Origin of the sequence: Actinotalea fermentans (assembly GCF_007991475.1) — a bacterium.
GTDB classification, from domain to species: Bacteria; Actinomycetota; Actinomycetes; order Actinomycetales; family Cellulomonadaceae; genus Actinotalea; species Actinotalea fermentans.
Window position 1 is genome coordinate 916676 of sequence record NZ_BJYK01000001.1, and the last position, 25622, is coordinate 942297.

Below are 25622 nucleotides of genomic sequence, written 5' to 3' on the forward strand. Positions count from 1 at the left end.
GTGCCGTCGGCCCCTCCGGTCGGCCTTCGGCGCGGGGACCGACCCGGCCTTGCCGACCCCCGTTCTCAGCCCCCGAGCACCACGGAGGCCGCCGCGGGGTCCCCCGCGTGCGCGGCGAGCTCGAGCCGGACCGGGCCGGCCGGGGCGACCACGCGCCTCGTCGCGGGGTCCCACGCACCGAGCAGCTGCAGGTCCGCACGCACGACGACGTCCATGCTGGCCCCGGCCGCGACGCCTGCGGCGGCGAACCCGAGCAGGTGCCGCTCGCCGGCGTCCGTCACGCCGTAGACCTGCGCGACGTGGCGCCCGTCGCGCTCCCCCGTGTTGGTCAGGCGAGCCACGACGACGGCCTCGTCCGCCTCCCGTCGCGCGTCGACGAGCGCCATGCCGACCGTCGTGTAGGAGAGCCCGAACCCGAGCGGGTACGCCGGGCGCACCCCGAGGTGGTCGAGCCTGCGCTGGCCGAACCACCTGTCGTAGACGACCTCGGTCGCCTCGCGGTCGAACTCGGGCAGGTGCTCCGCGGCCGTCGGGACGACGAAGGGCAGGCGTCCGCTCGCGTCGACGCGCCCCAGCAGCACGTCCGCGAGGGCGTGCCCGCCCTCCATGCCCGCGTACCACATCATGACCAGCGCGGGGACGTCGTGCCGCCACTCCTCCATGAGCACCGTCCCGGCCGCGACGACCGCCACCACGGTGCGCGGGTTCACTGCGGCGACCGCGCGCACGAGGGCGACGTCGTCGGCCGACAGGTGCAGGTCGGCGCGATCGCCGCCGGCGGTGTCGCCCCCCGCGAGCGAGGTGCCGGTCGCCGTCGCCCCGAACAGCGCGTCGCGGACCCGGCGCTCCTCGTCGTCCGCGGGCTCCGGGTACAGCGCCGCGAGCTCGGGCCGCGTGAAGACGCCGCCGTCGACGAACTCGCCCTCGTCCTGCGCGGTGTACCCCACGACGACGACGGCGACGTCGGCATCCGCCGCGCGCGCGGCCGCGGCCAGCGGGTCGGCATCGGTGAGGTGCACGACGTCGGCGGCCGGCAGCGCGGCGCGCAGGCCGGCGAGCGCGGTCACGACCTCGGGGGCCCGCACGTCCGACGACCCGTGGTCGCCGGTGTTGGGCAGGTCGGCGAGCCGGCCGAGGACGGCGACGCGCCGCAGCCGCGCGGCGTCGAGCGGCAGCAGCGGGGCGCCGTCGACCGGCTCGTTGCGCAGCAGCACCATGGCGCGTCCGGCGACCTCCCGGGCCAGGGCCCGGTGCGCCGCGCACGCCATCACCTCCGGCCCGGGCTCGGCGCCCGTGCGGCCGGCGTGCAGGCGCAGCTGGGTGGCCAGGGTGCGCACCGCCGCCCGCTCGACGTCGGCCCAGTCGGCGCGCCCGGCCGCCAGGTCGGCGGCGAGGTGCGCGACCCGCTGCTGCGCGAACGGTGCCTCGACGTCGAGACCCGCCCGCAAGGCCGCGGTGCCGTCGCGCATGCCCCAGATGAAGTCCGTGATCACGGTGCCCGTGAAGCCCCAGTCCTCGCGGAGGACGCGCGTGAGCAGCTCGGGGTTCTGGCCGGCCCACTGGCCGTTCACGGAGTTGTAGGAGCTCATCACGGCCAGGGCACCGGCGTCGATCGCGCGCCGGAAGTGCGGGAGGAAGAGCTCGTGCAGCGTCGCGTCGTCGATGCGCACGTCCACGCTGAACCGCGCGTTCTCCATCGAGTTGAGCGCGTAGTGCTTCACGCAGGCGATCGCGTGCGGGGCGACGCCGCGCACGAGGGCGGCCCCGAACTCCCCCAGCAGCGCCGGCTCCTCGCCGTAGGTCTCCTGCGCGCGCCCCCAGGCGGGGTGGCGCGGGAGGTTGAGGCACACGCCCCCGAAGAACGTGCCGCCCTGGGCGCGCACCTCGGTCCCGATGGCGGCGCCCACGCGCTCCTCGAGCGCGACGTCCCAGGTCGCGCCACGGGCCATCGAGACCGGGAACGCCGTGCCCTGGCCGGCCACGCACCCGCGCGGGCCGTCCACGAACTGCAGGCCCGGCACGCCCAGGCGCGGGGCCGCGCCCATCGGGTACGGGCGGACGTTGTACCCCTCGGCGAGCAGGTCCCGCATGCCGGGCCAGAACGGGATGTCGCCGTCGAGCAGACCGAGCCGCTCGGCGTCGTCGAGCGCCCCGTACAGGGCTCTGGCCTGCTCGAACGGGTCGGCGCCCGCGCGGACGCGGGCCACCGCAGCCTCGAACGCGCCCGGACCGGTCGGGACGTCGTCGGCACCGGCCGCGCGGGTCGTGGGGTCGCTGGCCGGGTGCTCCGTCGTCATGGCCAGGGTCTATCACACGCGGGCCCGGCCGGCGCTGCGGCCGGCCGGGCCCGCTGGGGTCGGCGGCGTCGGTCAGCCCAGCCGCACGCGCTCGTCCAGCGTGGGCACCACCGCCGTGTAGCCGAGCTCGGCGCGGATGCGGGCCGCGAGCGCCCGCGAGGCCGCCTCCTCGCCGTGCACCACATAGACCACCTCGGGTCGCTCGGGCAGGGCCCGGAGCCAGTCCAGGATCTCGCTCGCGTCGGCGTGCACGGAGAACTCCTCGTCGCGCACGATCTCGGCCTCGACGGGCACGTAGCGGCCGTGGATCTTCACCTCCGCTGCGCCGTCGGCGAGCGCCCGGCCGCGGGTGCCGACCGCCTGGTAGCCGGTGAGCACGACGGTGTTGCGCGGGTCCGGCAGCATGTGCCGCAGGTGGTGCACGACCCGCCCGCCCGTGCCCATCCCCGACGCGGAGATGATGATGCACGGCATCGCCGGGTTGTTCAGCGCCTTGGACTCGTCGGGGGTCCGCGCCGCTCGCAGCAGCGGCAGGCGGGCCAGCTGCGGGTCGATGTCGGTGCGCAGCTCGTCGCGCTGCGACTCGCGCCGGTAGATCTCGAGGGCCGCCAGCGCCATCGGGCTGTCCACGTACACGGGCACGTGCGGGATGCGCCCGGCCGCGACCATCTCCGACAGGGCCTGCAGCACCAGCTCCGTCCGGTCCACGGCGAAGGCCGGGACGAGCACCGAGCCGCCGCGCTTGACGGTCCGGCGGATGGCGGCCGCGAAGACCTCGTGCGGCAGCCCGATCGGCTCCGGGTGCTCCCGGTCCCCGTACGTGGACTCGACCACCACGGTCCTGGCCGCCGGCGGGTCGGCCCGCGGCCGCAGCACCGGGTGCGCGGTGCGGCCGAGGTCGCCCGAGAACAGCACGCTCGTGCCGCCGATCTCCACGAGCACGCTCGCCGAGCCCAGCACGTGCCCGGCGCGCGAGGCCGTCACTCGCGTCCCGCCGCCCAGGTCGACGGGGTGGTCGAACGCGACGGCACGGAACGCGCGGGCGGCGCGGACGGCGTCGTCGGCCGTGTAGAGGGGCAGCGGCACCTCGTGGCGGGACCAGCCGCCCTCCCGCGCCTGCTCGGCGTCGCGCTCGTTCAGGTAGCCGGAGTCCTTGAGCACGATCTCGGCCAGCGCCGCCGTGCCCTCGGTCGCCCACACCGGGCCGGTGAAGCCGTCCCGCACGAGGGCCGGCAGGTAGCCGCAGTGGTCGAGGTGGCAGTGGGTGAGCACGACGTCGTCGATCGCCGCCGGCGGGACAGGGAAGGGCTCCCAGTTGCGCCGTCGGAGCTCACGCTCGCCCTGGTAGAGCCCGCAGTCGACGAGCAGCCGCCGACCGGCGTGCGTGAGGAGGAACCGGGACCCGGTGACGCTCGCCGCGCCGCCGAGGAAACCGAGGGAGACGGGGTCGCCCGATGCCGGGCCGTGGCTGCCGGTCATGACTCCAGCCTGCTCCCCGTGCCCGCCCGGCGGACAGCGGATCGCGGGTGATCTGCGGCTGCCGTACGGTCGGCCGCGTGATCGCCATCGAGCTCGCCCTGTCCCCGACGCCCGAGCGCCTGGCCGCCCGGCCCGCCCACCGCGCGATCGTCGCCGAGCTGCACGCGCGCGGCGTGGTGCACGCCGCCGGTCCGTTCGCGGACGACTCCGGCGCCCTCGTGCTCGTCGACGGCGACCTGGCGACGGCCGAGGAGGTGCTCGCCGGCGATCCCTACTACCGCTCCACACACGGCGTGCGGGTCGTGTCCGTCCGCGAGTGGGCGCCTGTCGTCGGTCCCTGACGCCTCCTACCATGCACCCGTGAGCGATGACGCCCCGACGGTGACCGCCGTGCCCGTGACCCGCCCGACCGTCACGACGCACCGCGGCCGGGTCGCCGCGTGGGCGCTGTGGGACTGGGGGTCGGCGGCGTTCAACGCCGTCATCACGACGTTCGTCTTCACCAGGTGGATCACGAGCGACGCGTTCGCCGATCCCGCCGCCGTCGCGGCCGCCGAGGCCGAGGGGGCGGCCGGCGGACCGGCCACCGACGCGCTCGACGCGATCCTCGCCCAGCACTCGGCCTGGCTCGGCTGGGGTCTGACGGCGGCCGGCGCATGCATCGCGCTGGCGGCTCCCGTGCTCGGTGCCCGCGCGGACAGCGCCGGACGCCGCACGTGGTGGCTGGGCATCCAGACGGCCGTGACGGTGCTGCTCAGCGCCGCCATGGTGCTCGTGCGGCCCGACCCGGACGCGCTGAGCTACAACGTCGTGCTCGGCATCACCCTGCTCGCGCTCGGCAACATCGCCTTCGAGCTCGCGTCGGTCAACTACAATGCGATGCTGGCGCAGATCGCCGCCCCGGGCGCCCTCGGCAAGGTCAGCGGCATCGGCTGGGGGGCCGGTTACATCGGCGGCATCGTGCTGCTCCTGCTGCTGTTCGTCGGGTTCATCAACCCCGAGGTCGGCTGGTTCGGCATCACCGACGGCGACGGCATGGACATCCGGGTGTCGGTCCTGGTGTCGGCGGTGTGGTTCGCGGTGTTCGCCATCCCAGTACTCGTCGCCGTCCCGGAGGTGCCGCAGGACACGCGGCGGCAGGCCCCGAGCGTCCTCGCCTCCTACCGGCAGCTCGGGCGCGACATCGCCGCGCTGTGGCGCAACGCGCGGCACACGCTGTACTTCCTCCTGGCGAGCGCGGTCTACCGCGACGGGCTCGCGGGCGTCTTCACGTTCGGGGCGGTGATCGCCTCGGGCACCTTCGGCTTCTCCGCCAGCGAGGTGGTCGTGTTCGCGATCGCGGCGAACCTGGTGGCCGGCGTGGCGACGCTGCTGGGCGGCTGGGCGGACGACCGGGTCGGGCCGAAGGCGGTGATCACCACCTCGCTCGTCGGGCTGGTGATCTCGGGCTCGGCGGTGTTCGTCCTGCACGACGCGGGGGCCACCGCGTTCTGGGTCTTCGGGCTGCTCCTGTGCGTGTTCGTCGGTCCGGCGCAGTCGGCGAGCCGCTCGCTGCTGGCCCGCGTGATCCCGCCGGGCCGCGAGAGCGAGGTGTTCGGCCTCTACGCGACGACCGGTCGCGCGGCCAGCTTCCTCGCCCCGCTGGCCTTCTCCACGTTCATCACGGTGAGCGGCAGCCAGCACTGGGGCGTCGTCGGCATCGTGCTGGTGCTCGCGGTCGGGCTCGCGCTGCTCCTGCCGCTGCGCGTCGCGCAGGTGCGCGCGCCGCTCGCCGAGGCGACGGAGGCCGGGGAGGCCCCCACGCCCGTCGTCCCGGCGCCTTGAGCCCGCCGTGGGCTGGTCACCCGACGACGTCCCGGGCTGGGAGCGGCTGACCGTGCCCGTGGGAGCGGGCGACGACGTGGTCACCGTCGTCCGGGCCGCACCGGCAGCCGTGGCGGGGACCTCCGGGACCGACGCCAGACCGGCCGTGCTGCTGCTGCACGGGTACAACGACTACGTCTTCCAGGCGCACGTCGCCGACGCGCTGGGAGCCCGCGGCTACGCCTGCTACGGCGTGGACCTGCGCCGGTGCGGGCGCTCGACGCGCCCCGGTCAGGTCCCCCACTTCACCACGGACCTGGCCGAGTACCGGGCGGACCTCGACGCAGCGCTCGACGTCGTGCGCGGTGCGGGCCACCCGTGGGTGGCCGTCGCGGGCCACTCGACGGGTGGGCTGACCGGCGCCCTGTGGGCGGCCGCGCGGCGGGACGCCGGGGGTCCGGACGCGCTCGTGCTGAACAGCCCGTGGCTGCGCCTGAACGGCGGGCGCGCGCGGCGTGCGTGGCAGGCCGCCGTCGTGGGGGTGGTCGGCCGGCTCGCACCGCTGCGCGTCGTGGAGCGCGGCGGCGGGTCCGCCTACCAGCGGCAGCTGCACGTGGCGAACGGCGGGCGGTGGACCTACGACCTGGGACTGAAGCCACCGGGCGGGTTCCCGGTGCGCGCAGGGTGGCTCCGCGCCGTCGTCGCCGGTCAGCGGACGGTCGCGCGGGGGCTGCGGCTCGAGGTCCCCGTGCTCGTGTGCACGTCGGCGTCGGGCGGCCCGAACCGTGACGACAACCCCGACCTCGGGCGGCAGGACACCGTGCTCGACCCGGCGCACACGTGGCGGCTCGCGCCGCGCCTGGGCACCGACGTCACCGTCGTGCGCATCGAGGACGGCGTGCACGACCTCAGCCTCTCGGCCGACGGGCCGCGCGACCGGTACCTCAGCGCGGTGCTCGACTGGCTCGACGCACGCGCCTCAGCTCGCCGGTGACTCGTCCGACGGCGTCGCGCCCGCCAGCATCGCGACGACCTTCGCGGGGACGTTCGTCGTGACCTCGTGCGCCCGGACGGCGAGCACGGCCGCCAGGTCCTCGGCGGTGTCGACCGTCCACACCCGCACCAGCCGCCCGGCCTCGACCCAGCCGCGCACCCGGTCCGGGAACGCCACGACGTAGTCCACGCCGGGGCCCGCGCCGCCCACCTCGCCGCTCGTGACGAGGTCGGCCGACTGCTTCGTGACCCTGCGCACGTACGCCGCCTTGACGGCCCGGGTGGCCGGGGCGCCGCCGTCGTAGGCCACGGCCGCGGCGGGCGTGTCCAGGAGGCACATCGCCACCGGGGCACCGACCGTGCGGCGCAGGTGGCGGACGGCACCCGGGTGGAAGCTCATGAGCGAGACGCGGCCACCGCCGCCCAGCTCCCCCGTCGCCGGGTCCCAGCCGCGGCCGGCGAGCACCTCGAGCACCGCGTCCTCCGCAGCGAACCGGTAGGCCGCCGGGTGCTTGAGCTCGATCGCCAGGTCGATGGGCCGGCCGGCCGCCGCCACGATGTCGAGCAGGTCCTCGAGCGTGAGGACCTGGTCCCGCGGGCCGCCCAGGGCCGCCGGAACGACGGGCCCACCGTGCCAGGAGACGACGTCGAGCTCGCGCAGCTGCGCGAGGGTCCGGGCCCGGACCGAGCCGCGGCCGTCCGACGTGCGGTCCACCGTCGGGTCGTGCCAGCAGACGAGGCGGTCGTCGGCGGTCAGGCGCACGTCGCACTCGATCCCGTCCGCGCCGTCGGCGATGGCCTGCAGCATCGCGGCGCGCGTGTGCTCCGGCCACTGCGCGCTGGCACCGCGGTGGGCGACGACCTTGACGCGGGCAGGATCGGCGGGCATCCACCCAGCCTGTCACGCCCCGGAGGCTTCGTGTGCCGGACGGGTGGTGTCGTAGCGTCGGTGCGTGCGCACGGCCTACCTCGACCACCCGGGTCCGCTGCCGCTGGCGCACCGCGGCTTCTCGGCGGCCGAGCCGGAGAACTCGATGGCGGCGTTCGCGGCCGCCGTCGCGCTCGGCTTCCGGTACGTGGAGACCGACGTGCACGCGACGCGCGACGGCGTCGCTGTCGCCTTCCACGACGACACGCTCGACCGGGTCAGCGACGGCACCGGACGGATCGCCGACCTGCCGTGGTCGACGGTCGCGCGGGCGAGGATCGCCGGGACCGAGCCGGTCCCCCGCCTGGACGACCTCCTCGGCACCTGGCCGCAGTTGCGGGTGAACATCGACGTGAAGTCCGCGCACGCCATCGGGCCGCTCGTCGAGGCGATCGAGCGCACCCGCGCGCACGACCGGGTGTGCGTGGCCTCGTTCTCCGACGCACGACGCCGGGCCGTCGAGCGGGCTCTCTCCCGACCGGTGACGACGTCGGCCGGCACGGGGACCGCGGCGCGGTTCCGCGTGGCGGTCGCGACGGGCCGGGGTCGCGCGGTCGCGCGGGCGCTCGGCGCCGTCGACGGGCTGCAGGTGCCCGAACGGCACCAGCGCGTCCCCGTGGTCACGGCGGCGACGGTGGCCGCCGCGCACGCGGCGGGCCGGTTCGTGCACGTGTGGACGGTGAACGAGGCCGCCGACATGGTGCGCCTGCTCGACCTCGGCGTGGACGGGATCGTCAGCGACCGGGCCGACGTCCTGCGTGACGTCCTGGCCGCCCGCGGGCAGTGGTTCGGCGCCTGACCGGTCGCGCGGTGGGTGCGGCGGACGCAGGATGGCCGGACCCGACGAACGGAGTCACCGTGTCCGCCACCCCTGACCACCTGTCCGCCGACGAGGGCACCCGGAAGGTCGCCGACCTCGTCAAGGGCCACCGCATCGCGATGCTCACGAGCATCGCGGCGGACGGCACGCTCGTGTCGCGGCCGATGGCGCTACAGGAGATCGAGTTCGACGGGGACCTGTGGTTCTTCGCCGAGCGCAGCTCCCGCAAGGTCGCGAACGTCGCCGCGAACGCGCAGGTCAACGTCACGGTGGGCTCGGCCACGACGTGGGTCTCGCTGACCGGGACGGCCGTCGTCGTGGACAACCCGGAGCGCAAGCGCGAGCTGTGGAACGAGGCCGTGAAGGCCTGGTACCCGGACGGGCCTGACGACGACGGGCTCGTGCTGATCAAGGTCGTCGCCGACTCCGCCGAGTACTGGGACACCCCCGGGCGGCTCGCCACGCTGGTGTCCTATGCGAAGGCCCGGGTGACGGGCCAGCGGTACGAGGGCGGGGAGAACGCGCGCGTCGAGATGGAGTGACGCGGGGGCGGGACACTCGACCGTCAGGCGGCGAACGCGCGGCGGTGCCGCCCGGGCGTCGTGCCGAACCGCTCGCCGAAGTGCGCGCGCAGCGAGGCACCCGTGGCGAAGCCGACGTCCGCCGCGATCGCGTCCACGGGGCGGTCGGTGGTCTCGAGGAGCTCGCGGGCGCGCAGGAGCCGCTGGTCGAGCAGCCAGGCGCCGGGGCTCGCGCCGGTGCGTTCGCGGAAGCGCCGCGTGAAGGTGCGGCGCGACATGGCGGCGCGCGAGGCCCATGCGTCCAGTCCGACGCGGTCGGCCAGGTGCTCGAGCGCCCAGGTCAGGGCGTCGTCGAACAGGTCGCTGCCGGGCGCCGGGCGCAGGGGCGCCGGGATGAACTGGGCCTGGCTGCCGTCGCGGTGCGGTGCGAGCACGAGGGAGCGAGCGACAGCCGAGGCGGCCGCCGCGCCGAGGTCCTCGCGCACGAGGTGGATCAGGCAGTCCAGCCCGGCGGCCACACCCGCGGACGTCACGACGTCGCCTTCGTCGCGCCACAGGACGTCGGCACGCACGCGCACGCGAGGGGCGGCCGCGGCGAGCTCGGCCGCGGCGGCCCAGTGGGTCGCGACCTCGCGACCGTCGGCGATCCCCGCCCGTGCCACGACGAACGCGCCCAGGCAGAGCCCGACGACGCGCGCGCCGCGACGGTGGGCGGCCACGACGGCGGCCAGGAGGGCCGGGCTCGGGTCCGCCGTCGTGTCCCAGCTCGGCAGGACGACGGTGTCCGCGCCGGCGAGCGCCTCCAGCCCGTGCTCGACCAGCACGGGCCAGCCGGCGCTGGTGGGTACGGGACCGGGATCCTCCGCGCAGGTCACGAGGCGGTAGGGCAGCGGCAGCGGCCGTCGGGCGGTCCCCTGCAGCACCGCGTACGGCGCGGCCAGGTGGAACGGGCTGATGCCGGGGAAGGCGAGGACGGCGACCCGGTGCTCCCGCTGGGCGTTGACGACCATGGCCTGAATCTAGCGGTCCGCGTCTCGCGGGCCACTCGCGCGCTCGGTGCGAGGCGACCAGGCTCGAGCCATGACCACCCTCACCGCGCTCCACGTCGGCGGACCGACCCTGTTCCTGCGTTGGGCCGGCCGCGCCGTGATCTGCGACCCGACCTTCGACGAGCCCGGTGAGTACCCGGGCGGTGTCACGCTGCGCAAGCTCACCGGCCCGGCCGTCTCCCCCGCGGACCTCGGCCCGCTCGACCTCGCGCTCGTCTCGCACGACCAGCACGCCGACAACCTCGACGTCGCGGGCCGGGCGCTCCTCGGCTCGGTGCCCACTGTCGTCTCCACCACCACGGCCGCGGCCCGCCTGCCGGGCGTCGTCGGGCTCGAGCCCTGGCAGGCACTCCCCCTCGGCGACGACGGCGCGACCGTCACGGCCGTGCCCGCCCTGCACGGGCCGCCCGGGGCCGAGGCGCTGACCGGCCCAGTGGTCGGGTTCCTGCTGCGCGCACCCGGCGCGCCCACCGTGTACGTCTCCGGGGACAACGCGTCGGTCGACGTCGCGGCCGGCATCGCGCGCGAGGTCCCCGACGTGGACGTGGCGGTCCTGCACGCGGGCGCGGCGAACACGGGGCGCTTCCCCGAACCGCTGACGCTCGACGCCGAGCGGGCCGTCGCCGTCGCGGGCCTGTGGCCGCGGGCCGTGGTGATCCCCGTGCACGCGGACGGGTGGGCGCACTTCACGGAGCCGGTGGACGCCGTCGTGGGCGCGTTCGCGGCGGCCGGCCTGTCGCACCGCCTGCGCGTGCTCGTCCCGGGCGAGGAGACCGCCGTCGCCTTCGCGAGATGACGCTCCTACGCTGAGGCATGGCAGTCGTGGCCGTGACCGGGGTGACGGGATACGTCGGCGGGCGGCTGGTGCCGGAGCTGCTCGCCGCGGGGCATCGCGTGCGGGCCGTCGCACGCAACCCCGGGCGGCTGGCCGGCCGCGACTGGGCCGGCCGCGTCGAGCTCGTCACCGCGGACGCCGCCGACCTGGAGCAGGCGCGCACCGCGCTGACCGGGGTCGACGTGGCCTACTACCTCATCCACTCCCTGGGCTCCGGACGGCGCTTCGAGTCGCGCGACCGTCGCACCGCGCTGACGTTCGCGCGTGCCGCCCGGGAGGCGGGCGTCGGTCGCATCGTCTACCTCGGCGGCCTCCACCCGGACGTGCCCGACCTGTCGCCGCACCTCGAGTCACGCAAGGAGGTCGGCGAGATCCTCCTCGCCTCGGGCGTCCCGACGACGGTGCTGCGCGCCGCCGTCATCCTCGGCTCGGGCTCGGCGTCGTTCGAGATGATGCGCTACCTCACCGAGCGCCTGCCGGCGATGACGACCCCGCGCTGGGTCGACAACCGGATCCAGCCGATCGCGATCCGCGACGTGCTGCGCTACCTCGTGGCCAGCGCGGACATGCCGCCCGAGGTCAACCGCGCCTTCGACATCGGCGGACCTGAGGTGCTGACCTACCGGCAGATGATGCACCGCTACGCCGCGGTCGCCGGGCTGCGCCGCCGCGTCATCGTGCGCGTCGGCGTCCTGACCCCGCGCCTGTCGAGCCTGTGGGTCTCGCTGGTGACGCCCGTGCCCGGCCCGCTCGCGCGGCCGCTCGTCGAGTCGCTCGTGCATGAGGTGGTCTGCAAGGAGCACGACATCGCCGCCTACGCGCCGGACCCGCCGACCGGCCTCCTGGGGTTCGACGACGCCGTCCGGCTCGCCCTGGCCCGGATTCAGGAGGCCGACGTCGCGACGCGCTGGTCGAACGCCTCGGTACCAGGCGCCCCGAGCGACCCCCTGCCGAGCGACCCGGACTGGGCGGGCGGCTCGCTGTACCGCGACGAGCGCCGCACCCGGGTCGCCGCGCCGGCCGACGCCGTCTGGCGGGTGCTGCAGTCCGTCGGCGGCGAGCGCGGCTGGTACTCCTGGCCGCTCGCGTGGCGCGTGCGGGGGCTGCTCGACCGGCTCTCCGGCGGCCCCGGCCTGCGCCGCGGGCGCCGCGACCCGGTGCAGCTGTCCGTGGACGACGTCGTCGACTTCTGGCGCGTCGAAGAGGTGGTGCCCGGGCGGATGCTGCGCCTGCGCGCCGAGATGCGCCTGCCGGGCCTGGCCTGGCTCGAGCTCGCCGTGCGCCCCGAGCCCGGCGGCGGCTCGACGCTGCGCCAGGTGGCGACCTTCCACCCGCACGGCCTGGCCGGGCAGCTGTACTGGTGGTCGGTGGCGCCGTTCCACGGCGTGGTGTTCGGCGGGATGCAGCGCGGCATGGCCGCGGAGGCCGAGCGGCTGTGGGCGCAGACGACAGCGCCGTCGGCCTGACCTGACCGCTGCCCCCGGCGGTGCGGACGCGTCACACTGGGCGTGGAGGTGGCCGCCGTGGCTCCCGTCGACCCGGCCCTCCAGGCGGACCCGGTGCCCCGGGCCGGGCAGTCGCGCGACGCCTGGGCGGACAACCTGAAGGTGGTCCTCGTCGTCGGCGTGATCGTCGCGCACGTGACGATCGCCTGGACCGGCGTCGGCAGCTGGGTGTTCACGGAGGACCCGGTGCGCGAGCCGCTGTTCAGCGTGCTGGTGCTGGCCTCGAGCGGGGCGCTGTTCGGGCTCGCGGTGTTCTTCCTGCTCGCCGGGATGTACACGCCCGGCTCGCTCGCCCGGAAGGGCACGCGGCGCTTCGCGGTGGACCGCCTGGCGCGGCTCGGACTGCCCCTGCTGGGCTTCGTGCTGCTGGTCGCGCCGGTCGTGGAGTGGGTGGACCCGGACCGGGCCGGCTGGGAGCGCGGCTTCGTGGCCTACACGCTCGAGGTGGTCTGGTGGTCCTGGCCGACGCCGCCCTCGTGGGGACCGACGTGGTTCCTCGCCGTGCTGCTGCTCTTCTCCCTGGTCTACGCGGTGGTGCGGGCGATCGTTCCGGCCCGCGGCCCGCGCCCGCTGCGACGGCGCCACCTCGTCACGGTGGCGTGCGCGATCGCCGCCGTCAGCTGGCTGGTGCGCATCGAGGTCCCCGTGGGTGACGAGGTGGCCCGACTCGCGGTCGGGCAGGCGCCCACGTGGGTGGCAGGGTTCGCGATGGGCGTCGTGGGCGCGGAGCGCGGGTGGCTGGACCCGGTGCCCCCGGCCGTCGCCGCATGGGCCCGGCGCGTCGGGATCGGCGCCCTCGTCGCGACGGCCGTGCTGATCGGGGCCGCGGCGGCTGCCGGGGCGGACCTGGACGCGTTCGCGGGCTTCGGCACGTGGCAGTCGCTCGCGCTCGCCGCGATCGAGGGCGCCCTGGTGGTCTCGATGCCGCTGTGGCTGGTCGATCTCTTCCGGCGCCGGTTCGACCACCAGGGCACGGTGGCGCGCCGGGCGAGCCGGGCGGCCTTCGCCGCGTTCGTCGTGCACCAGCTCGTGCTCGTCGGCCTCGTGCTCGCGAGCCACGAGGTCGTCTGGCCGCCCGAGGTCGAGTGGGCGCTGGTGAGCGTCGCCGGGGTGGCGGGCTCGTTCGCCATCGGCGGGCTGCTCACCCGGCTACCCGTGGTGGGTCGGTATCTGTAGCCCGTGGCCCGGGCCTTGCTTGTCGCCGACGGTGGCGCGGGCCAAGATCACCCCGTGATCGACCACGTGGAGATCCAGGTCTCCGACTTCGAGGCCTCCGCCCGCTTCTACGACGCGGTGCTCGGCGCCCTGGGCGCCGTCCGCCAGGAGGACAAGTCCCCCCACGCCATCGGCTGGGGCGACCACGGTCCGGAGTTCTGGATCGGCACCCACCGGTTCGGCGAGGGCTTCCGCGAGTCGCACGTGGCTTTCGCCGCCCCGTCGCGCGCGGCGGTGGACGCGTTCCTGGCCGCCGCACGCGATGTGGGCGCCGAGGTGCTGCACGACGCGCGGGACTGGCCAGAGTACGTGGGCGGGCCGGTCGTCTCGTACTACGCCGCGTTCGTGCGCGACCCGGACGGCAACAACATCGAGGCCAACCACGCGGTCCTCGACCTCTCGCGCACCGACGCGTAGGCCGCGGCGGCCCAGAACCACGAAGACCCCTGCCCCGCGTCTCCGCAGGTCAGGGGCCTTCAGGTCGCTGTCTCAACGAGTGTCCGGAGGGGGACTTGAACCCCCACGCCCATAAGGGCACTAGCACCTCAAGCTAGCGCGTCTACCATTCCGCCACCCGGACAGGTGGTCGCTTCGAACCCCCGTCGGGGCTCTCAGCGCGGCAGACAACATAGCACGGTGCGGCGGCCCTCATGGACCACGGCCCGTGGGGCAGACTGGCGCTCGAGGGCCCGGACCACGCATCCGGCCCTCCGGTGTGTCGAACCCCACAGGAGGTGCGCATGGCCGACCGTGACGACGCCAGTCCGCTCGAGCCGGAGCGCCCCCGCGCATCGACCCGGCACCTCGTCGGGGCGACCCCCGCGGCCAAGAAGGTCGCGGGCGCCCGGCGGAACCCGAGCGTCGTCGGCTACGACGAGGACACGCCGCACTGGCTGCGCACGGCCGCCGGCTGGTCGTGGCGGCTCATCGTCGTCGTCATCGCCGTCGGCATGGTGGCCTTCGCGACGAACCGCGTGCTCATCGTCTTCATCTCCGTGTTCCTGGCGCTCGTCTTCACGGCCGTCCTGCGACCGCTGGTGAACCTCCTGTCACGGTGGGTGCCTCGCGGCGTCGCCACACCGTTCTCGATGATCTTCGCCGTCGCCGTGTTCGCGGGCCTGCTCACCTACGTCGGGTTCTCCGTGGCCGGCCAGTGGGAGGACCTGGGCAACCAGTTCAACGACGGCATCGGCGAGATCCTCAACACCCTCGAGCAGTCGCCCCTGCACATCACCGTCACGAACGAGGACGTGCAGGACTGGATCGCCAACGGCCAGAAGTGGGTCTCCGAGAACAGCGGCACCATCGCCTCGCAGGCGTGGGCGAGCGTCGGGTCGGTCGGCCAGGTCTTCGCCGTCCTCGCGCTGGCCACCTTCCTCACGGTCTTCTTCCTGCTGCGAGGCAAGGAGATGTGGGAGTGGTTCCTGAACCAGATCCCCGCGCGGCACCGCGAGTCCTGGTACCTGGGCGGCGGGGCCGCCTGGTACACGTTCTCCGGCTACACCCGCGGCACGTTCCTGGTGGCCGGCGCCGACGGCGTCCTCGCCGTGATCATCCTGCTCGTCCTCGGGGTGCCCCTGGCCGCGCCGCTCGCCGTGCTCGTGTTCATCGGCGCGTTCATCCCGCTCATCGGCGCGCCGCTGGCGATGGTCATCGCGATGGTCGTGGCGCTGGCCGCGAACGGCATCTGGAACGCGGTGTTCGTGGGCATCGCGATCGCGCTCATCGGCCAGTTCGAGGGCCACGTGCTCGAGCCGCTCGTGATGGGCAAGCAGGTCTCCCTGCACCCGGTGGTCGTGGCGCTCGTGGTGACCGCCGGCACCCTCATCGCCGGCATCCTCGGCGCGGTCATCGCGGTGCCGCTCGTGGCGGTGGCGTGGTCGGTGTTCTCGCTCCTGCGCACCGTCGACCCGCCGACGGACTTCTCCGAGCTCGACAAGGACGGTGTCGAGGAAGCCGTCGAGGAGATCGCGGACGGCACTCAGCGGTAGTCGCGCGACGCCGTCGGGATCTGCAGCGACAGCGGCGCCAGGTGCTCGGCCATGAGGTTCGTGGCGCCGTCGGCCCGCTCCAGGCGGCCGCGCACCACCATCGCCGCCGCCGTGCGCGCGACCGTCCGGAACCGCTTCCAGAGGCCCGCCGAGCAGATGACGTTGAGCAGGCCCGTCTCGTCCTCCAGCGACAGGAAGGTCACGCCCTGGGCGGTCCCCGGACGCTGCCGGTGCGTGACGACGCCGGCCACCGCCACCCGGGATCCCTCGCGGCCGACCATCGCCTCCTCCACCGTGATGACGCCGCCGCGCACCAGCCCGTCGCGCACGTACTGGGTGGGGTAGGAGTCGGGCGAGACGCCCGTCGCCCAGACGTCCGCCATGGCCGCCTCCACCTCGCTCATCCCCGGCAGCGTCGGCGCGTCCACGCCGACGGCGACCCCCGGCAGCGTGTCGGGGCCCTCCTGCGCGAGCGCGCCGGCCGCCCACAGGCCCGCGCGGCGCTCGATGCCGAAGCAGCCGAGCGCACCCGCCGTCGCCAGGGCCTCGATCTGCCGCGTCGTGAGCCGCACCCGTCGGACGAGGTCGCGCAGGTCCGCGAACGGGCCGCCCGAGTCCCGCTCGGCCACCATGGCCGCCGCCACGTCCGCCCCGATCCCCCGCACCGAGTCCAGCCCCATCCGCACCGCCAGCGCCGGGTCTGCGCGCACGAGCGCCGCCAGGTGCGGGACGGTGTCGCCCGGCCGCTCGGGCGCGCTGCCCGTGCCGTCGTCACCGGTCCGCTCGACGACGGCCTTCGCCCCCGAGAGCTGCACGTCTGGGCGCAGCACCGCCACCCCGTGCCGCCGCGCGTCGGCCGCGAGCGACTGCGGGGAGTAGAAGCCCATCGGCTGCGCCGCCAGCAGACCCGCGTAGAAGGCGGCCGGGTGGTGCACCTTGAGCCAGGCGCTGGCGTAGACGAGGTAGGCGAACGAGTACGCGTGCGACTCGGGGAACCCGAAGTCCGCGAACGCCTTGAGCTTGTCGTAGATCTGCTCGGACACGTCGGGCGTGACGCCGTTGGCAGCCATCCCCGCCATCAGCCGCGCCCGCAGCCGCTCCATCTTCTCGATCGAGCGCTTGGAGCCCATCGCGCGCCGGAGCTGGTCGGCCTCCGCGCCGCTGAACCCGGCGACGTCGATCGCCATCTGCATGAGCTGCTCCTGGAACAGCGGCACGCCCTTGGTCTTGGCGAGCGACTTCTCCAGCAGCGGGTGCAGGTAGGTCACGGGCTCCCGGCCGCGCACCCGGTTGATGTACGGGTGCACCGACCCGCCCTGGATCGGGCCCGGCCGGATCAGCGCGACCTCGATGACGATGTCGTAGAAGCACCGCGGCTGCAGCCGCGGCAGGGTCGCCATCTGCGCGCGCGACTCGACCTGGAACACGCCCACGGTGTCCGCCGCGCACAGGAGGTCGTAGACCGCCGGGTCCTCCTGCGGCAGCGAGTGCATCTCCAGGCGGGTCCCCTCGACCTGCTCCACCAGCCGGAACGCCACCTGCAGCGCCGTGAGCATGCCCAGCCCCAGCAGGTCGAACTTCACCAGGCCGGCGTCCGCGCAGTCGTCCTTGTCCCACTGGAGCACCGTGCGGCCCGGCATCCGCGCCCACTCCACCGGGCACACCTCGATCACCGGCCGGTCGCACATGACCATGCCCCCCGAGTGGATGCCCAGGTGCCGCGGCAGTCGTAGGAACCGGTCCGCCAGGTCGATCACCGCCTCGGGGATCTCCCCCAGGTCGCTCGCCGCGGGCGGCCGGTGCTCGGGGACGACGTCGCGCCCGTCCTCGCTGAGCACCAGGGCCTTCTCCCCCCGCGCGCGGCCCGGCGCGGCGAGCGACGGCGTCCACGTCGCCTCCGATCGCCCGACCGGAGCGCCGACCGGGTGGTCGACGTGCGGTCGAGGTCGGCGCCCGCCGTGCGGCCGCTCGGGCGGTTCGGCAGCCACCGGGTCGACGACCCGCGGCGGCGCCACGGGCTTGCCGAACACCCCGTGCGGTCCGTACCAGCTCGGCAGCTCCGCGACCGCCGTCGGGCCGACCGGTGCCGACCGGTGCACCGTCCACCACTCGCTCGCGGGCTCGGGTCCCTTGAGCGAGCCCCATCGCTCGATGCTCTTGCTCCAGGCGTCCTGCTGCCCGACGTCGTACCCGAGCGCCCGCGCGGCGTCACGCACCGCGGACTTCGGCCGGTAGGAGATGACGTTGGCGACCTGCGCCGCGTGCCGCCGCCCGAACCGTTCGTAGACGTGCTGGATGACCTCCTCGCGGCGCCCGGCCTCGATGTCCACGTCGATGTCCGGCGGGCCGTCGCGCTCAGGCGCGAGGAACCGCTCGAAGAGCAGCCCATGCCGGACGGCGTCGACGGCGGTCACCCCGAGCGCGTAGCAGACGGCCGAGTTCGCGGCCGAGCCGCGGCCCTGGCACAGGATGCCGTTGTCGCGGCAGAACGAGACGAGGTCGTGCACCACGAGGAAGTAGCCCGGGAAGCCGAGCGTCTCGATGATGCCCAGCTCGTGCTCGAGCTGGGCGTACGCGCCCGGCACCCGCTCGGCCCCGGGCGGGCCGTAGCGCTCGTGCGCGCCGCGCCGGACGAGCTCGCGCAGCCACGACGCCTCGTCGTGCCCCGGCGGCACCGGGTAGGGCGGCAGGTTCGGCGCGACGAGCGCGAGGTCGAACGCGCACTCGGCGGCGAGCGCGGCCGCCGCCTGCACCGCCTGCGGCCGCCGCCGGTGCCGCGCGAGCATCTCGCGCGCGGACCGCAGGTGGTTCCCCGGCCCCCCGGGCAGCCACCCGTCGACGTCGTCCAGGCTCGAGCGCGCCCTGACTGCCGCGAGGGCCGCGGCGAGGTCGGCATCGCGCGGGGTGGCGTAGTGCACGTTGCCGGTCGCGACGAGCGGCAGCCGCGCGTCGGCGGCGAGGGTGGCCAGGGCGTCGTTGCGGTCCCCGTCCCACGGGTCGCCGCTGTCGGTGACCTCGACCGCGACGTTGCCGGTGCCGAAGAGCGCGACCAGCCGGTCCAGCTCCCGACGCGCGGCGGGCAGGTCCAGGGACCGGCCGAGCGCGTGCGGGTCGCGTCGCACCCCGCGCTCCAGCGCCTGCCGCACCGCGCCCTTGCGACATCCGGTGAGCACGAGCCACTGGCCGTCCGCCGCGGCGGCGAGCTCCTCGATGCGGTACCGCGCCGCCCCCTTGGTCCCCGTCGCCAGGTGCGCGTCCGCGATCGCCGTCGACAGCGCGCGGTACCCGTCCGGCCCGCGCGCGAGCACGAGCAGGTGCGTCGCCCGCGGGTCGGGTGTGCCCGTCGGCGGGTCGAGCACCCCGTCGGGGTCCGGCAGGTGCAGCTCCGCGCCGAAGATCGTCGGCAGCCCGACCTCGCGCGCCGCCGACGCGAAGCGCACGACGCCGTACAGGCCGTCGTGGTCGGTCAGCGCGAGCGCGGTCAGCCCGAGCCGGGCCGCCTCGTAGGCGAGGTCCTCGGGCTGGCTCGCCCCGTCGAGGAAGCTGAAGGCCGAGTGCGCGTGCAGCTCGGCGTACGCGGTCGGGTGGCGCTCAGTCATAGAGCGCCTCGATGGTCCAGACGCCGTCGCGCAGCGCGAGCAGCACCGCCTGCCCGTCGTCGAGGGTCGCCTGCACGTACGCCCGGCGGTTGCCCTCGGGCGTCCACCACCGCTGCACGATCGGCCACGGCCCCGCCCAGCCGGTCACCGCCGCCTCGCGTTCGACGCCGTCGGCGGGCGGCCACCACACGACGGCCGGCTCGCCGCTCACCTCACCACGCGCGTCGACCTCGACCCGGCGGCCGTCGGCGTCGCAGACCTGGACGAGCTGCGGCGTCGCCAGGATGGTCGCGGGCGCGGGAGGCGGCAGGTGCCCGGGCCAGGGCGCCGCTGTCGGGCGCGCGGCCGGCGGGTCCTCGCCCCACGGAGTCAGGCGGACGCGGTCCCGGATCTCGCGCCCACCCTGGACCGCCGCGCCGAGCACCGCGTCGGTCCCCAGCAGGCCCTGGATCCGGTGCACGGCCCGGTGCGCACGCAGGTCACCGCCGCTGGCCTCGCCCCACAGCCGGCCCTGCTCGGCGCCCGCGGGTGCCACCTCCTCGGCACACAGCGCGAGCCTGACGATCGGCGCCGGGGCCGGGTCGCCGCCCGCACCCGGGCGCGCGAGCGCGTGGCCGGTCAGCCAGCCCTCGAGCTGCCAGCGCACCCGGTCGGTCATCCGCCCGACACCGAGGCCGCCCAGCGCCGCGTCGGTCCGCCAGGCCCGGATCAGCTCCTGGCCGTCCTCCGTCCGGGCGGTGATCCGCAGCCGGCCGCACGAGACCCCACGCTCGACCATCCGGGAGTGGAGCGCCTCGGCGAGCAGCCGCGCGGCGAACGCGGTGGCCTCGATCCGGTCCACCGGCGGGTCCAGGTCGCGCTCGACGGCCACGTCGGGCTCGAGCCGGCGCAGCGCCGCCGGACGGTCGTCGTCGCCGGCGGCCACGCGGTGCGCCCAGCGACCGAGGACCCCGAACCGGGTCTCGACGTCGGCGCGCGGCAGCCGGGCCAGGTCGCCGAGCGTGCGCAGCCCGAGCCGGCCCAGCAGGTCCACGAGCTCGGCGACGGCGCCCGGTTCGCCGGCGGCGACGTGCACCAGCTCACCGATGCCGAGCGGGGCCAGGAACGCCGCCGTCCCGCCCGGAGGGACGATCAGGTCGGCACGCGCGGCCAGGACGGCGGCACCCACGCCGTCCGCCATGCCCACCCGCGCCTCGTAGCCCGCCAGTCGCGCGACGGCGTCGACGAGCTCCCCCGCGAGCGTCTCCTCCGAGCCGTGGTAGCGGCCCGCGCCCCGCGCCGGCAGCAGCACGAGGCCCGGGCGGACCACCTCGATCCCCGAGACCACCGTCTCCGCGGCGACCGCCACCGGCTCGAACGCGCTGACGTCACGCCCCGGGTCGGCGTCGAGCAGGACGAGCCCGGGGAAGGCCTCCTGCGCGTGCCGACGGCGCATGCCCCGGCGCACCCCGGCCGCCCGGGCCAGCGCGGACACCGCGACCACGCGACGACCGTCGTGCACGGCGGCCGGCACGTGCGCGGGGACCTCGGCAGCCGTCATGGCGGCGAGCACCGGCCAGTCGGGCACCCAGAGCGCGGCCGTCCGGGGTGGCGCCCCGTCCGCTCGCCCGCCGCGGGGCCCGCCCGCGCGAACCGCCGCCGTCGCGTCGTCGACGAGGGTCATCCCGCCCGCCTGCCCGCCCAGGGTCCGGGCACGACGTCGCCGAGCTCCGGCCGTGCGGGCGTCCCGGCCGTCGCACCGGCAGGCGGCGGCACGACCACCTCGGCGGTCCACCCGCGCGCCGCCGCGCCGCGCCCACCGCCACGCACCGTGAGCCGCCTGGCCCGCAGCCTGCCCTCACCGCGGCCGAGACCCTCCCACCGCGCGACCTGCGAGGTCAGCGTCACGTGGGCACCCGGCCACGGCGTCGTCGAGACGAGCACCGCGTCCCGCTCGCGGGCCCGTGCCGACAGCCGCCGCCGGTCGGCGTCCGTGAGCGCGACGTCGCCGACCACCACCACGTCCACGCCGTCCAGCAGCGCCGCGACGACCGTCGGACCGTCCGGCCCCGGAGCGGGGACGAGGACCAGGCGCGCGAGGTCGAGGCCGAGCTCGTGCGCGGCCAGCACCCCGACGCGCGGCAGCCCGACGAACGCCGCCCAGCTCCCGGCCCGCGACGCCTCGGCCAGCAGCGCGAGGACGAGCGAGGTGGAGCCGCCGACCACCAGGGTGCCGCCCCGTTCGAGCCCCGCGGCGGGCAGCAGCCCGGTCAGCGTGGCGTGCACCGGCAGCAGCCGCGCCGCCGAGACCTCGAGGGGCGCGCTCCGCGCGTCGGCGGCGGACGTGGGCTCGAGGACCTCGCTGCGGTCAGCGAGACCGTCACGGGCGCCGGCGGGCGGTCGGCGCACCCACGTGGCCGTCCCCGTCCGTTGCTCGGCACGGGCGAGCACGGCCCGGGCGAGCGCGGCACGCTGCTCCGAGGTGGTGGCCGAGGTGCGCGCGTCGGCCGACCCGACGGTCATCGCACTCATCGCCCCTCCGAGATCGTCTCGAACACCTGTTCGAGTATCTCAGTGAACGCCGACACGCGGCGAGTGTCAATCCGGCCTCATCCGACCGGTCGGCACCCCGTCCATCCCGGGCCCCGACGCGCGTCGCGAGGTAACCTCGGCAGGGCGACGAGCCCGGAGTCGAGCCGGGGTCGAGCCGCCACGACGACCGTCCGAAGGAGCACGGATGAACCTCGAGCGACCGGTCCCCCCGGACCCCTACACGATGCTCCCCCCCGTCCCGTCGTTCGTCCTGACCAGCGACGACGTCACCGACGGCGAGATGATGCCCGCCCCGTTCACCGCTGCGGGCGGCAACACCTCCCCGCAGCTCGCATGGTCCGGTTTCCCCGAGGGCACGCTGGGCTTCGTCGTCACCTGCTACGACCCGGACGCGCCCACCCCCGCCGGCTTCTGGCACTGGACCCTGGCGAACCTCCCGGCGAGCGTCACGTCGCTGCCCCGCGGCGCGGGCGACGGCTCGCACCTGCCTGCGGGCGCGGTCCAGACCCGCAACGACGCCGGGTTCCCCGGCTACGTCGGCGCTGCGCCACCCCGGGGCGACCGCGCGCACCGCTACTACTTCGTCGTGCACGCGTTGGACGCCGAGCGCCTGGACGTCGACGCGGACGCGACCCCGACGGGCGTCGCCTTCCAGACGGTGTTCCACACGCTGGCGCGCGCGACCCTGACGCCGCTCTTCCAGCACTGAGCCGCTCGTCCGGGATCAGACCACCCAGAGCAGCGCACCGAGGACGTCCGCCCACCGCTCGCGGTACTCGGCGCGCAGCCCGGGACCGTCGGCACCGAGCCCTGCCCAGCCGGTCTGCTCGACGGTGACCCACGTCGTGACCCAGCTCGCCTCCGCGAAGCCCACGCGGACGTCGGTGAGCTCGGCACCGGGCCGCACGCGCCAGGCGAGGCCGATCTCGCACGGCGGCCGCCAGCGCAGCACCGTCGCGAACGGGTGCTCCGTGCCGTCGTCCCAGACCTCGGCGACCTGTCCACCGGCCCAGGGGTCCAGGCGGACGTCGACCACCCGCTCGGGGGCCGCGCACTGACCCTCGACGGGCCACCACGTGCCGAGCCGACGGGCGAACACGTCGACCACGTGGTCCCGCGGGCGAGCGACCAGCACGCGCACGCGCAAGGGCGCCACGGAGGTGGGCGCCGCCCGCGCGTCGAGGGGTCGGCGGCCCGCCTGGGCGCTCCCCCGGCGGGCCGGCCTGGGCAGGAGGTCGGCCATCCACCGATCGTCCGCCCGGATTTCCACGGTCTCGACGGTCGTAGGTCCCGCCGCCGCCCTCGTCGCGCAGGCTCAGGCGGGCCACGCCGCCGAGTGTGCGTCCACGGCGGACTCCGCGTCCGCGGCCGGAGGCGCGGCGTGCCGGTCGAAGAACACGCGCGCGACGAGCTCGCGCCGACTGCCGACGCCCGCCTTCTCGAACACCGACTTCAGGTGGTCCTGCACCGTCCACGGCGACAGGTGCAGCCGCGCCGCGATCTCGCGCGTCCCGGCCCCGGCGAGCACCGCCGCGACCACCGACCGCTCGCGTGCGGTCAGACCGAGCGCCGCGAGCACCAGAGGCACCACCTCGGCCGGCCGCGCGTCCTCGATCGTCACCACCACCTGGCGGCCCACCCCGTCACGTGCGGCGAGCGGCGAGGCGTGCACCACCAACCACCTGCCCGACGGCGCCCGCACGCGCAGGCGGGGCAGCCCGCCGCCGTCGTCCCGCCCGGCCCGACGCGCGGCGGCGACGATCGCCCCCACCGGCGTCGGCAGCACGCCCCACGCCGACCCGCCCAGCTCCTCGATCCGCGCCTCCGCCGACGCCGTGACCTGCGCGACCCCGTCCGACGGGTCGACCACGAGCACGGCGGGACCGTCCGCCACCGCACCGGCGGGGGTGCCGGCCGCCCTCGCCACGTCCGCCACGAGCCCGGCACGCAGGCCGTGCGCGAGCGACGGAACCACCCGGGCGAGGAAGTCGGCCTCCGCGGGGCTGAACCCGCTCGGCCGGTCGGTGCGGTAGAGGGCCAGGTGGCCCCACATCCGGCCGTCGGCGACCGCGGCGGCCCGCATCTCGTGGCGCAGCCCGTAGTACGGGACGAAGTAGTCGCGGTGGCGCGAGCTGCGCGCGGGGTCCCCGCCGGCGTCGTCCGCGAGCACGCCGACGTGCGAGGGGCGGCGCGCGAGGTCGGTGAAGAGGTTGACCTCGTCGAGCAGGTACTCGTGCTGGAAGAACTCGAGGTCCCGGGTGTCGGGCAGGTGCACCTTCGCCGACCCCGTGAGCAGGCCGGTCGCCGGGTCGGCCGGTCCCATGCAGCCGGCCTCGAACGGGACCGCCGCGGCGAGCAGCTCGAGGGCGCCACGGGAGAACGCCGTCCACTCCAGTCCGGAGCGGGCGAGCGCCTCGAGCCCACGGCGGACCGGCTCAGTCCGCAAGGTCACCACGTCGGCAATTGTGCGCTTGTGCCCGGTTAAAACCAATCCCCGCCGATCATGAGTCGCCTGTCCCCCCAGGTTCCTGGGGGGCACGCTCCCCACGGCGATGGGATGGTCGCGCGCGACGGCGGCGACGCAGGATCGGCGACCATGACTCTCATCTCCGAGCCCACCGGCTCCCAGGGCCGCCACGCGGCCGACCCCGCACCAGGGGACCTCACCGACCTCGCGGGAGGGCTGACCGGCCGTCTCGTCACGTCGGCCGACGCCGACTGGGACGCGCACCGCATGCCCTGGAACGTCGTCGTGGACCAGCAGCCGGCCGCCATCGTCGTGGCCGCCGGCGCCGACGACGTCGTCACGACCGTCCGGTATGCCGCCGCGCACGGCCTCGCCGTGGCCGCGCAGCCCGGCGGGCACGGCGCGTCGCGCGCGTCCGACGGCACGATCCTCCTGCGCACGGGCGCCCTGGACGACATCTGGATCGACGCCGACGCGCGGGTCGCCCGCGTGGGCGCGGGCGTGAAGTGGGGCGCCCTCCAGGCCGCCCTGGACGGCACGGGCCTCAGCGGCCTCGTCGGCTCGAACCCGGACGTGACGGTCGTCGGGCTCTGCCTGGGCGGCGGCATCGGCTGGCTCGGCCGCGCGTTCGGTCGCGGGTCGGACGCCGTCCGCTCGTTCGAGGTCGTCGACGCCGAGGGCCAGCACCGCTGGGTCACCGACGCCAGCGACCCCGACCTGATGTGGGCTCTGCGCGGTGGGGGCGGCGACCTCGCCGTCGTCACGGCCGTGGAGCTGGACCTCTTCCCCGTCCCGGAGCTCGCGGCCGCGACCCTCGCGTTCCCCGGCGACGCCGCGGCGTCGGTGCTCCGCGCGTTCGCCGCCGTGACCCGCACGGCGCCCCGCGAGCTCACCCTGTGGGCGAACCTCATGCACCTGCCGGACGCCCCGTTCGTCCCCGAGCCGATGCGCGGGCAGTCGTTCGCGATGGTCACCGCCTGCTTCCTGGGCGACGCCGACGCGCTCGACGCGCTCGTCGCGCCCCTGCGCGAGGCGGGCCCCGTGCTGCGCGACGAGGTCCGCGCGATCACCCCCGGCCAGCTCGGCATGATCGCCGAGGAGCCCGTCGACCCCACGCCCGCCGTCATGGCCGGGACCTTGCTGCACACCCTCGACGACGCCGCCGTCGACGCCCTGCTGGCGCAGATCGGCGTCGGTACCGGCACCGTCCTCGCGGGCGGCAGCATCCGGCACCTGGGCGGCGCGCTCGCCGAGCGCCGGTCGAGCGCCGTCGCCGGGCCGATCGCCGAGCCGTACTCGTTCGCGGCGATGGGCATCGTCCCGGTACCCGAGCTCGCCGGCGTCGTGGACGCCCAGCTCGACGCCGTCGTCGCGGCGCTCGGCCCGTGGTCCACGGGCCGCTCGGTCCTGACGTTCCTGGACCGCGGGGAGTCGATGGCCCGCTGCTACGACGGGCCGCTCCTGGCCCGGCTGCGGGCGGTCAAGGCCGCCGTCGACCCCGACGGCGTCGTCCGCTCCAACCGTCCGATCCCGCAGGCCTGACGCCGCCACCTGCCGAAGCGGCATCCCCCGGAGGGACGCAGGCCCC

The 25622-nt window shown here is 75.7% G+C and carries 21 protein-coding genes and 1 tRNA gene; 12 read left to right on the plus strand and 10 right to left on the minus strand.

Annotation, left to right across the window (positions count from 1 at the left end; all coding sequences use genetic code 11):
* Window positions 1–65: 65 nt before the first annotated feature.
* Window positions 66–2297, minus strand: coding sequence for a glycoside hydrolase family 3 protein (locus AFE02nite_RS04240; RefSeq protein WP_146819117.1), 2232 nt, complete (start codon window positions 2295–2297; stop codon window positions 66–68).
* Between the two features lie 72 nt (window positions 2298–2369).
* Window positions 2370–3776, minus strand: a complete 1407-nt coding sequence (locus AFE02nite_RS04245) for an MBL fold metallo-hydrolase RNA specificity domain-containing protein (protein ID WP_034245574.1) — start codon at window positions 3774–3776, stop codon at window positions 2370–2372.
* A 77-nt stretch (window positions 3777–3853) separates the two neighbouring features.
* On the opposite strand from AFE02nite_RS04245, the gene AFE02nite_RS04250 reads away from it, so the two are divergent.
* Genes AFE02nite_RS04250 through AFE02nite_RS04260 form a run of 3 tightly spaced genes read left to right on the plus strand, consistent with a single transcriptional unit; the run spans window position 3854 to window position 6573 of the window.
* Entirely contained in the window at window positions 3854–4117 is a 264-nt protein-coding gene (locus AFE02nite_RS04250; protein ID WP_034245585.1) for a YciI family protein, read from the plus strand.
* Window positions 4118–4136: 19 nt separating this feature from the next.
* Window positions 4137–5600 (plus strand): MFS transporter, encoded by a 1464-nt coding sequence (locus tag AFE02nite_RS04255; RefSeq protein WP_261765445.1) that lies wholly within the window; start codon window positions 4137–4139, stop codon window positions 5598–5600.
* Between the two features lie 7 nt (window positions 5601–5607).
* Window positions 5608–6573: an alpha/beta hydrolase gene (locus tag AFE02nite_RS04260; protein ID WP_034245572.1), complete on the plus strand. Its 966-nt coding sequence runs from the start codon at window positions 5608–5610 to the stop codon at window positions 6571–6573.
* On the opposite strand, the gene AFE02nite_RS04265 is transcribed toward AFE02nite_RS04260, so the two are convergent.
* Entirely contained in the window at window positions 6559–7461 is a 903-nt protein-coding gene (locus AFE02nite_RS04265) for a glycerophosphodiester phosphodiesterase family protein (RefSeq protein ID WP_034245569.1), read from the minus strand. The genes AFE02nite_RS04260 and AFE02nite_RS04265 overlap by 15 nt on opposite strands.
* 64 nt (window positions 7462–7525) lie before the next feature.
* On the opposite strand from AFE02nite_RS04265, the gene AFE02nite_RS04270 reads away from it, so the two are divergent.
* Window positions 7526–8299, plus strand: coding sequence for a glycerophosphodiester phosphodiesterase family protein (locus AFE02nite_RS04270; protein WP_034245566.1), 774 nt, complete (start codon window positions 7526–7528; stop codon window positions 8297–8299).
* Between the two features lie 59 nt (window positions 8300–8358).
* A complete protein-coding gene (locus AFE02nite_RS04275) occupies window positions 8359–8862 on the plus strand; it encodes a pyridoxamine 5'-phosphate oxidase family protein (protein ID WP_261765446.1) in 504 nt (167 codons plus the stop codon).
* Between the two features lie 23 nt (window positions 8863–8885).
* Here AFE02nite_RS04275 and AFE02nite_RS04280 read toward each other — a convergent pair whose 3' ends face one another.
* Entirely contained in the window at window positions 8886–9851 is a 966-nt protein-coding gene (locus AFE02nite_RS04280; protein ID WP_034245565.1) for a GlxA family transcriptional regulator, read from the minus strand.
* A 70-nt stretch (window positions 9852–9921) separates the two neighbouring features.
* Between AFE02nite_RS04280 and AFE02nite_RS04285 the strand changes: the two genes are divergently transcribed.
* Genes AFE02nite_RS04285 through AFE02nite_RS04300 form a run of 4 tightly spaced genes read left to right on the plus strand, consistent with a single transcriptional unit; the run spans window position 9922 to window position 13862 of the window.
* Window positions 9922–10686, plus strand: coding sequence for an MBL fold metallo-hydrolase (locus AFE02nite_RS04285; RefSeq protein WP_034245563.1), 765 nt, complete (start codon window positions 9922–9924; stop codon window positions 10684–10686).
* Between the two features lie 17 nt (window positions 10687–10703).
* Window positions 10704–12191, plus strand: a complete 1488-nt coding sequence (locus AFE02nite_RS04290; RefSeq protein WP_034245560.1) for an SDR family oxidoreductase — start codon at window positions 10704–10706, stop codon at window positions 12189–12191.
* Window positions 12192–12248: 57 nt separating this feature from the next.
* Complete coding sequence (locus tag AFE02nite_RS04295) at window positions 12249–13406, plus strand: acyltransferase family protein (RefSeq protein WP_186814457.1); 1158 nt, start codon at window positions 12249–12251, stop codon at window positions 13404–13406.
* Window positions 13407–13460: 54 nt separating this feature from the next.
* On the plus strand, window positions 13461–13862 hold the full coding sequence (locus AFE02nite_RS04300) for a VOC family protein (protein ID WP_034245555.1): 402 nt from the start codon (window positions 13461–13463) through the stop codon (window positions 13860–13862).
* An 80-nt stretch (window positions 13863–13942) separates the two neighbouring features.
* Here AFE02nite_RS04300 and AFE02nite_RS04305 read toward each other — a convergent pair.
* Window positions 13943–14025 (minus strand) — tRNA-Leu (locus tag AFE02nite_RS04305).
* Window positions 14026–14185: 160 nt separating this feature from the next.
* Between AFE02nite_RS04305 and AFE02nite_RS04310 the strand changes: the two genes are divergently transcribed.
* Window positions 14186–15436 (plus strand): AI-2E family transporter, encoded by a 1251-nt coding sequence (locus AFE02nite_RS04310; protein ID WP_052113625.1) that lies wholly within the window; start codon window positions 14186–14188, stop codon window positions 15434–15436.
* On the opposite strand, the gene AFE02nite_RS04315 is transcribed toward AFE02nite_RS04310, so the two are convergent.
* The 3 genes from AFE02nite_RS04315 to AFE02nite_RS04325 are packed head-to-tail and all read right to left on the minus strand — an operon-like array spanning window position 15427 to window position 21546.
* A complete protein-coding gene (locus tag AFE02nite_RS04315; RefSeq protein WP_146819120.1) occupies window positions 15427–19035 on the minus strand; it encodes a PHP domain-containing protein in 3609 nt (1202 codons plus the stop codon). The two genes, AFE02nite_RS04310 and AFE02nite_RS04315, sit on opposite strands and share 10 nt — an antisense overlap.
* Window positions 19028–20698 (minus strand): DNA polymerase Y family protein, encoded by a 1671-nt coding sequence (locus AFE02nite_RS04320; protein ID WP_146819121.1) that lies wholly within the window; start codon window positions 20696–20698, stop codon window positions 19028–19030. Before AFE02nite_RS04320 ends, AFE02nite_RS04315 begins: the two co-directional genes overlap by 8 nt.
* Window positions 20695–21546 (minus strand): hypothetical protein, encoded by an 852-nt coding sequence (locus tag AFE02nite_RS04325; RefSeq protein ID WP_146819122.1) that lies wholly within the window; start codon window positions 21544–21546, stop codon window positions 20695–20697. Before AFE02nite_RS04325 ends, AFE02nite_RS04320 begins: the two co-directional genes overlap by 4 nt.
* Window positions 21547–21751: 205 nt before the next feature.
* On the opposite strand from AFE02nite_RS04325, the gene AFE02nite_RS04330 reads away from it, so the two are divergent.
* Window positions 21752–22276 (plus strand): YbhB/YbcL family Raf kinase inhibitor-like protein, encoded by a 525-nt coding sequence (locus AFE02nite_RS04330; protein ID WP_034246146.1) that lies wholly within the window; start codon window positions 21752–21754, stop codon window positions 22274–22276.
* A gap of 15 nt (window positions 22277–22291) precedes the next feature.
* Here AFE02nite_RS04330 and AFE02nite_RS04335 read toward each other — a convergent pair whose 3' ends face one another.
* Window positions 22292–22810, minus strand: a complete 519-nt coding sequence (locus tag AFE02nite_RS04335) for an SRPBCC family protein (RefSeq protein WP_052113676.1) — start codon at window positions 22808–22810, stop codon at window positions 22292–22294.
* A 72-nt stretch (window positions 22811–22882) separates the two neighbouring features.
* A complete protein-coding gene (locus tag AFE02nite_RS04340; protein WP_052113677.1) occupies window positions 22883–24019 on the minus strand; it encodes a helix-turn-helix transcriptional regulator in 1137 nt (378 codons plus the stop codon).
* A gap of 144 nt (window positions 24020–24163) precedes the next feature.
* On the opposite strand from AFE02nite_RS04340, the gene AFE02nite_RS04345 reads away from it, so the two are divergent.
* On the plus strand, window positions 24164–25576 hold the full coding sequence (locus AFE02nite_RS04345; RefSeq protein WP_186814458.1) for an FAD-binding oxidoreductase: 1413 nt from the start codon (window positions 24164–24166) through the stop codon (window positions 25574–25576).
* Window positions 25577–25622 lie beyond the last annotated feature (46 nt).

What these genes read in the sequence shown, in the direction of transcription:
- AFE02nite_RS04325 (WP_146819122.1), bottom strand. Translation starts at nt 21,546, where the DNA reads ATGAGTGCGATGACCGTCGGGTCGGCCGACGCGCGCACCTCGGCCACC.
- AFE02nite_RS04290 (WP_034245560.1), top strand. Translation starts at nt 10,704, where the DNA reads ATGGCAGTCGTGGCCGTGACCGGGGTGACGGGATACGTCGGCGGGCGG.
- AFE02nite_RS04245 (WP_034245574.1), bottom strand. Translation starts at nt 3,776, where the DNA reads ATGACCGGCAGCCACGGCCCGGCATCGGGCGACCCCGTCTCCCTCGGT.
- AFE02nite_RS04345 (WP_186814458.1), top strand. Translation starts at nt 24,164, where the DNA reads ATGACTCTCATCTCCGAGCCCACCGGCTCCCAGGGCCGCCACGCGGCC.
- AFE02nite_RS04330 (WP_034246146.1), top strand. Translation starts at nt 21,752, where the DNA reads ATGAACCTCGAGCGACCGGTCCCCCCGGACCCCTACACGATGCTCCCC.
- AFE02nite_RS04320 (WP_146819121.1), bottom strand. Translation starts at nt 20,698, where the DNA reads ATGACCCTCGTCGACGACGCGACGGCGGCGGTTCGCGCGGGCGGGCCC.
- AFE02nite_RS04335 (WP_052113676.1), bottom strand. Translation starts at nt 22,810, where the DNA reads ATGGCCGACCTCCTGCCCAGGCCGGCCCGCCGGGGGAGCGCCCAGGCG.
- AFE02nite_RS04265 (WP_034245569.1), bottom strand. Translation starts at nt 7,461, where the DNA reads ATGCCCGCCGATCCTGCCCGCGTCAAGGTCGTCGCCCACCGCGGTGCC.
- AFE02nite_RS04280 (WP_034245565.1), bottom strand. Translation starts at nt 9,851, where the DNA reads ATGGTCGTCAACGCCCAGCGGGAGCACCGGGTCGCCGTCCTCGCCTTC.
- AFE02nite_RS04310 (WP_052113625.1), top strand. Translation starts at nt 14,186, where the DNA reads ATGGCCGACCGTGACGACGCCAGTCCGCTCGAGCCGGAGCGCCCCCGC.
- AFE02nite_RS04240 (WP_146819117.1), bottom strand. Translation starts at nt 2,297, where the DNA reads ATGACGACGGAGCACCCGGCCAGCGACCCCACGACCCGCGCGGCCGGT.
- AFE02nite_RS04285 (WP_034245563.1), top strand. Translation starts at nt 9,922, where the DNA reads ATGACCACCCTCACCGCGCTCCACGTCGGCGGACCGACCCTGTTCCTG.
- AFE02nite_RS04315 (WP_146819120.1), bottom strand. Translation starts at nt 19,035, where the DNA reads ATGACTGAGCGCCACCCGACCGCGTACGCCGAGCTGCACGCGCACTCG.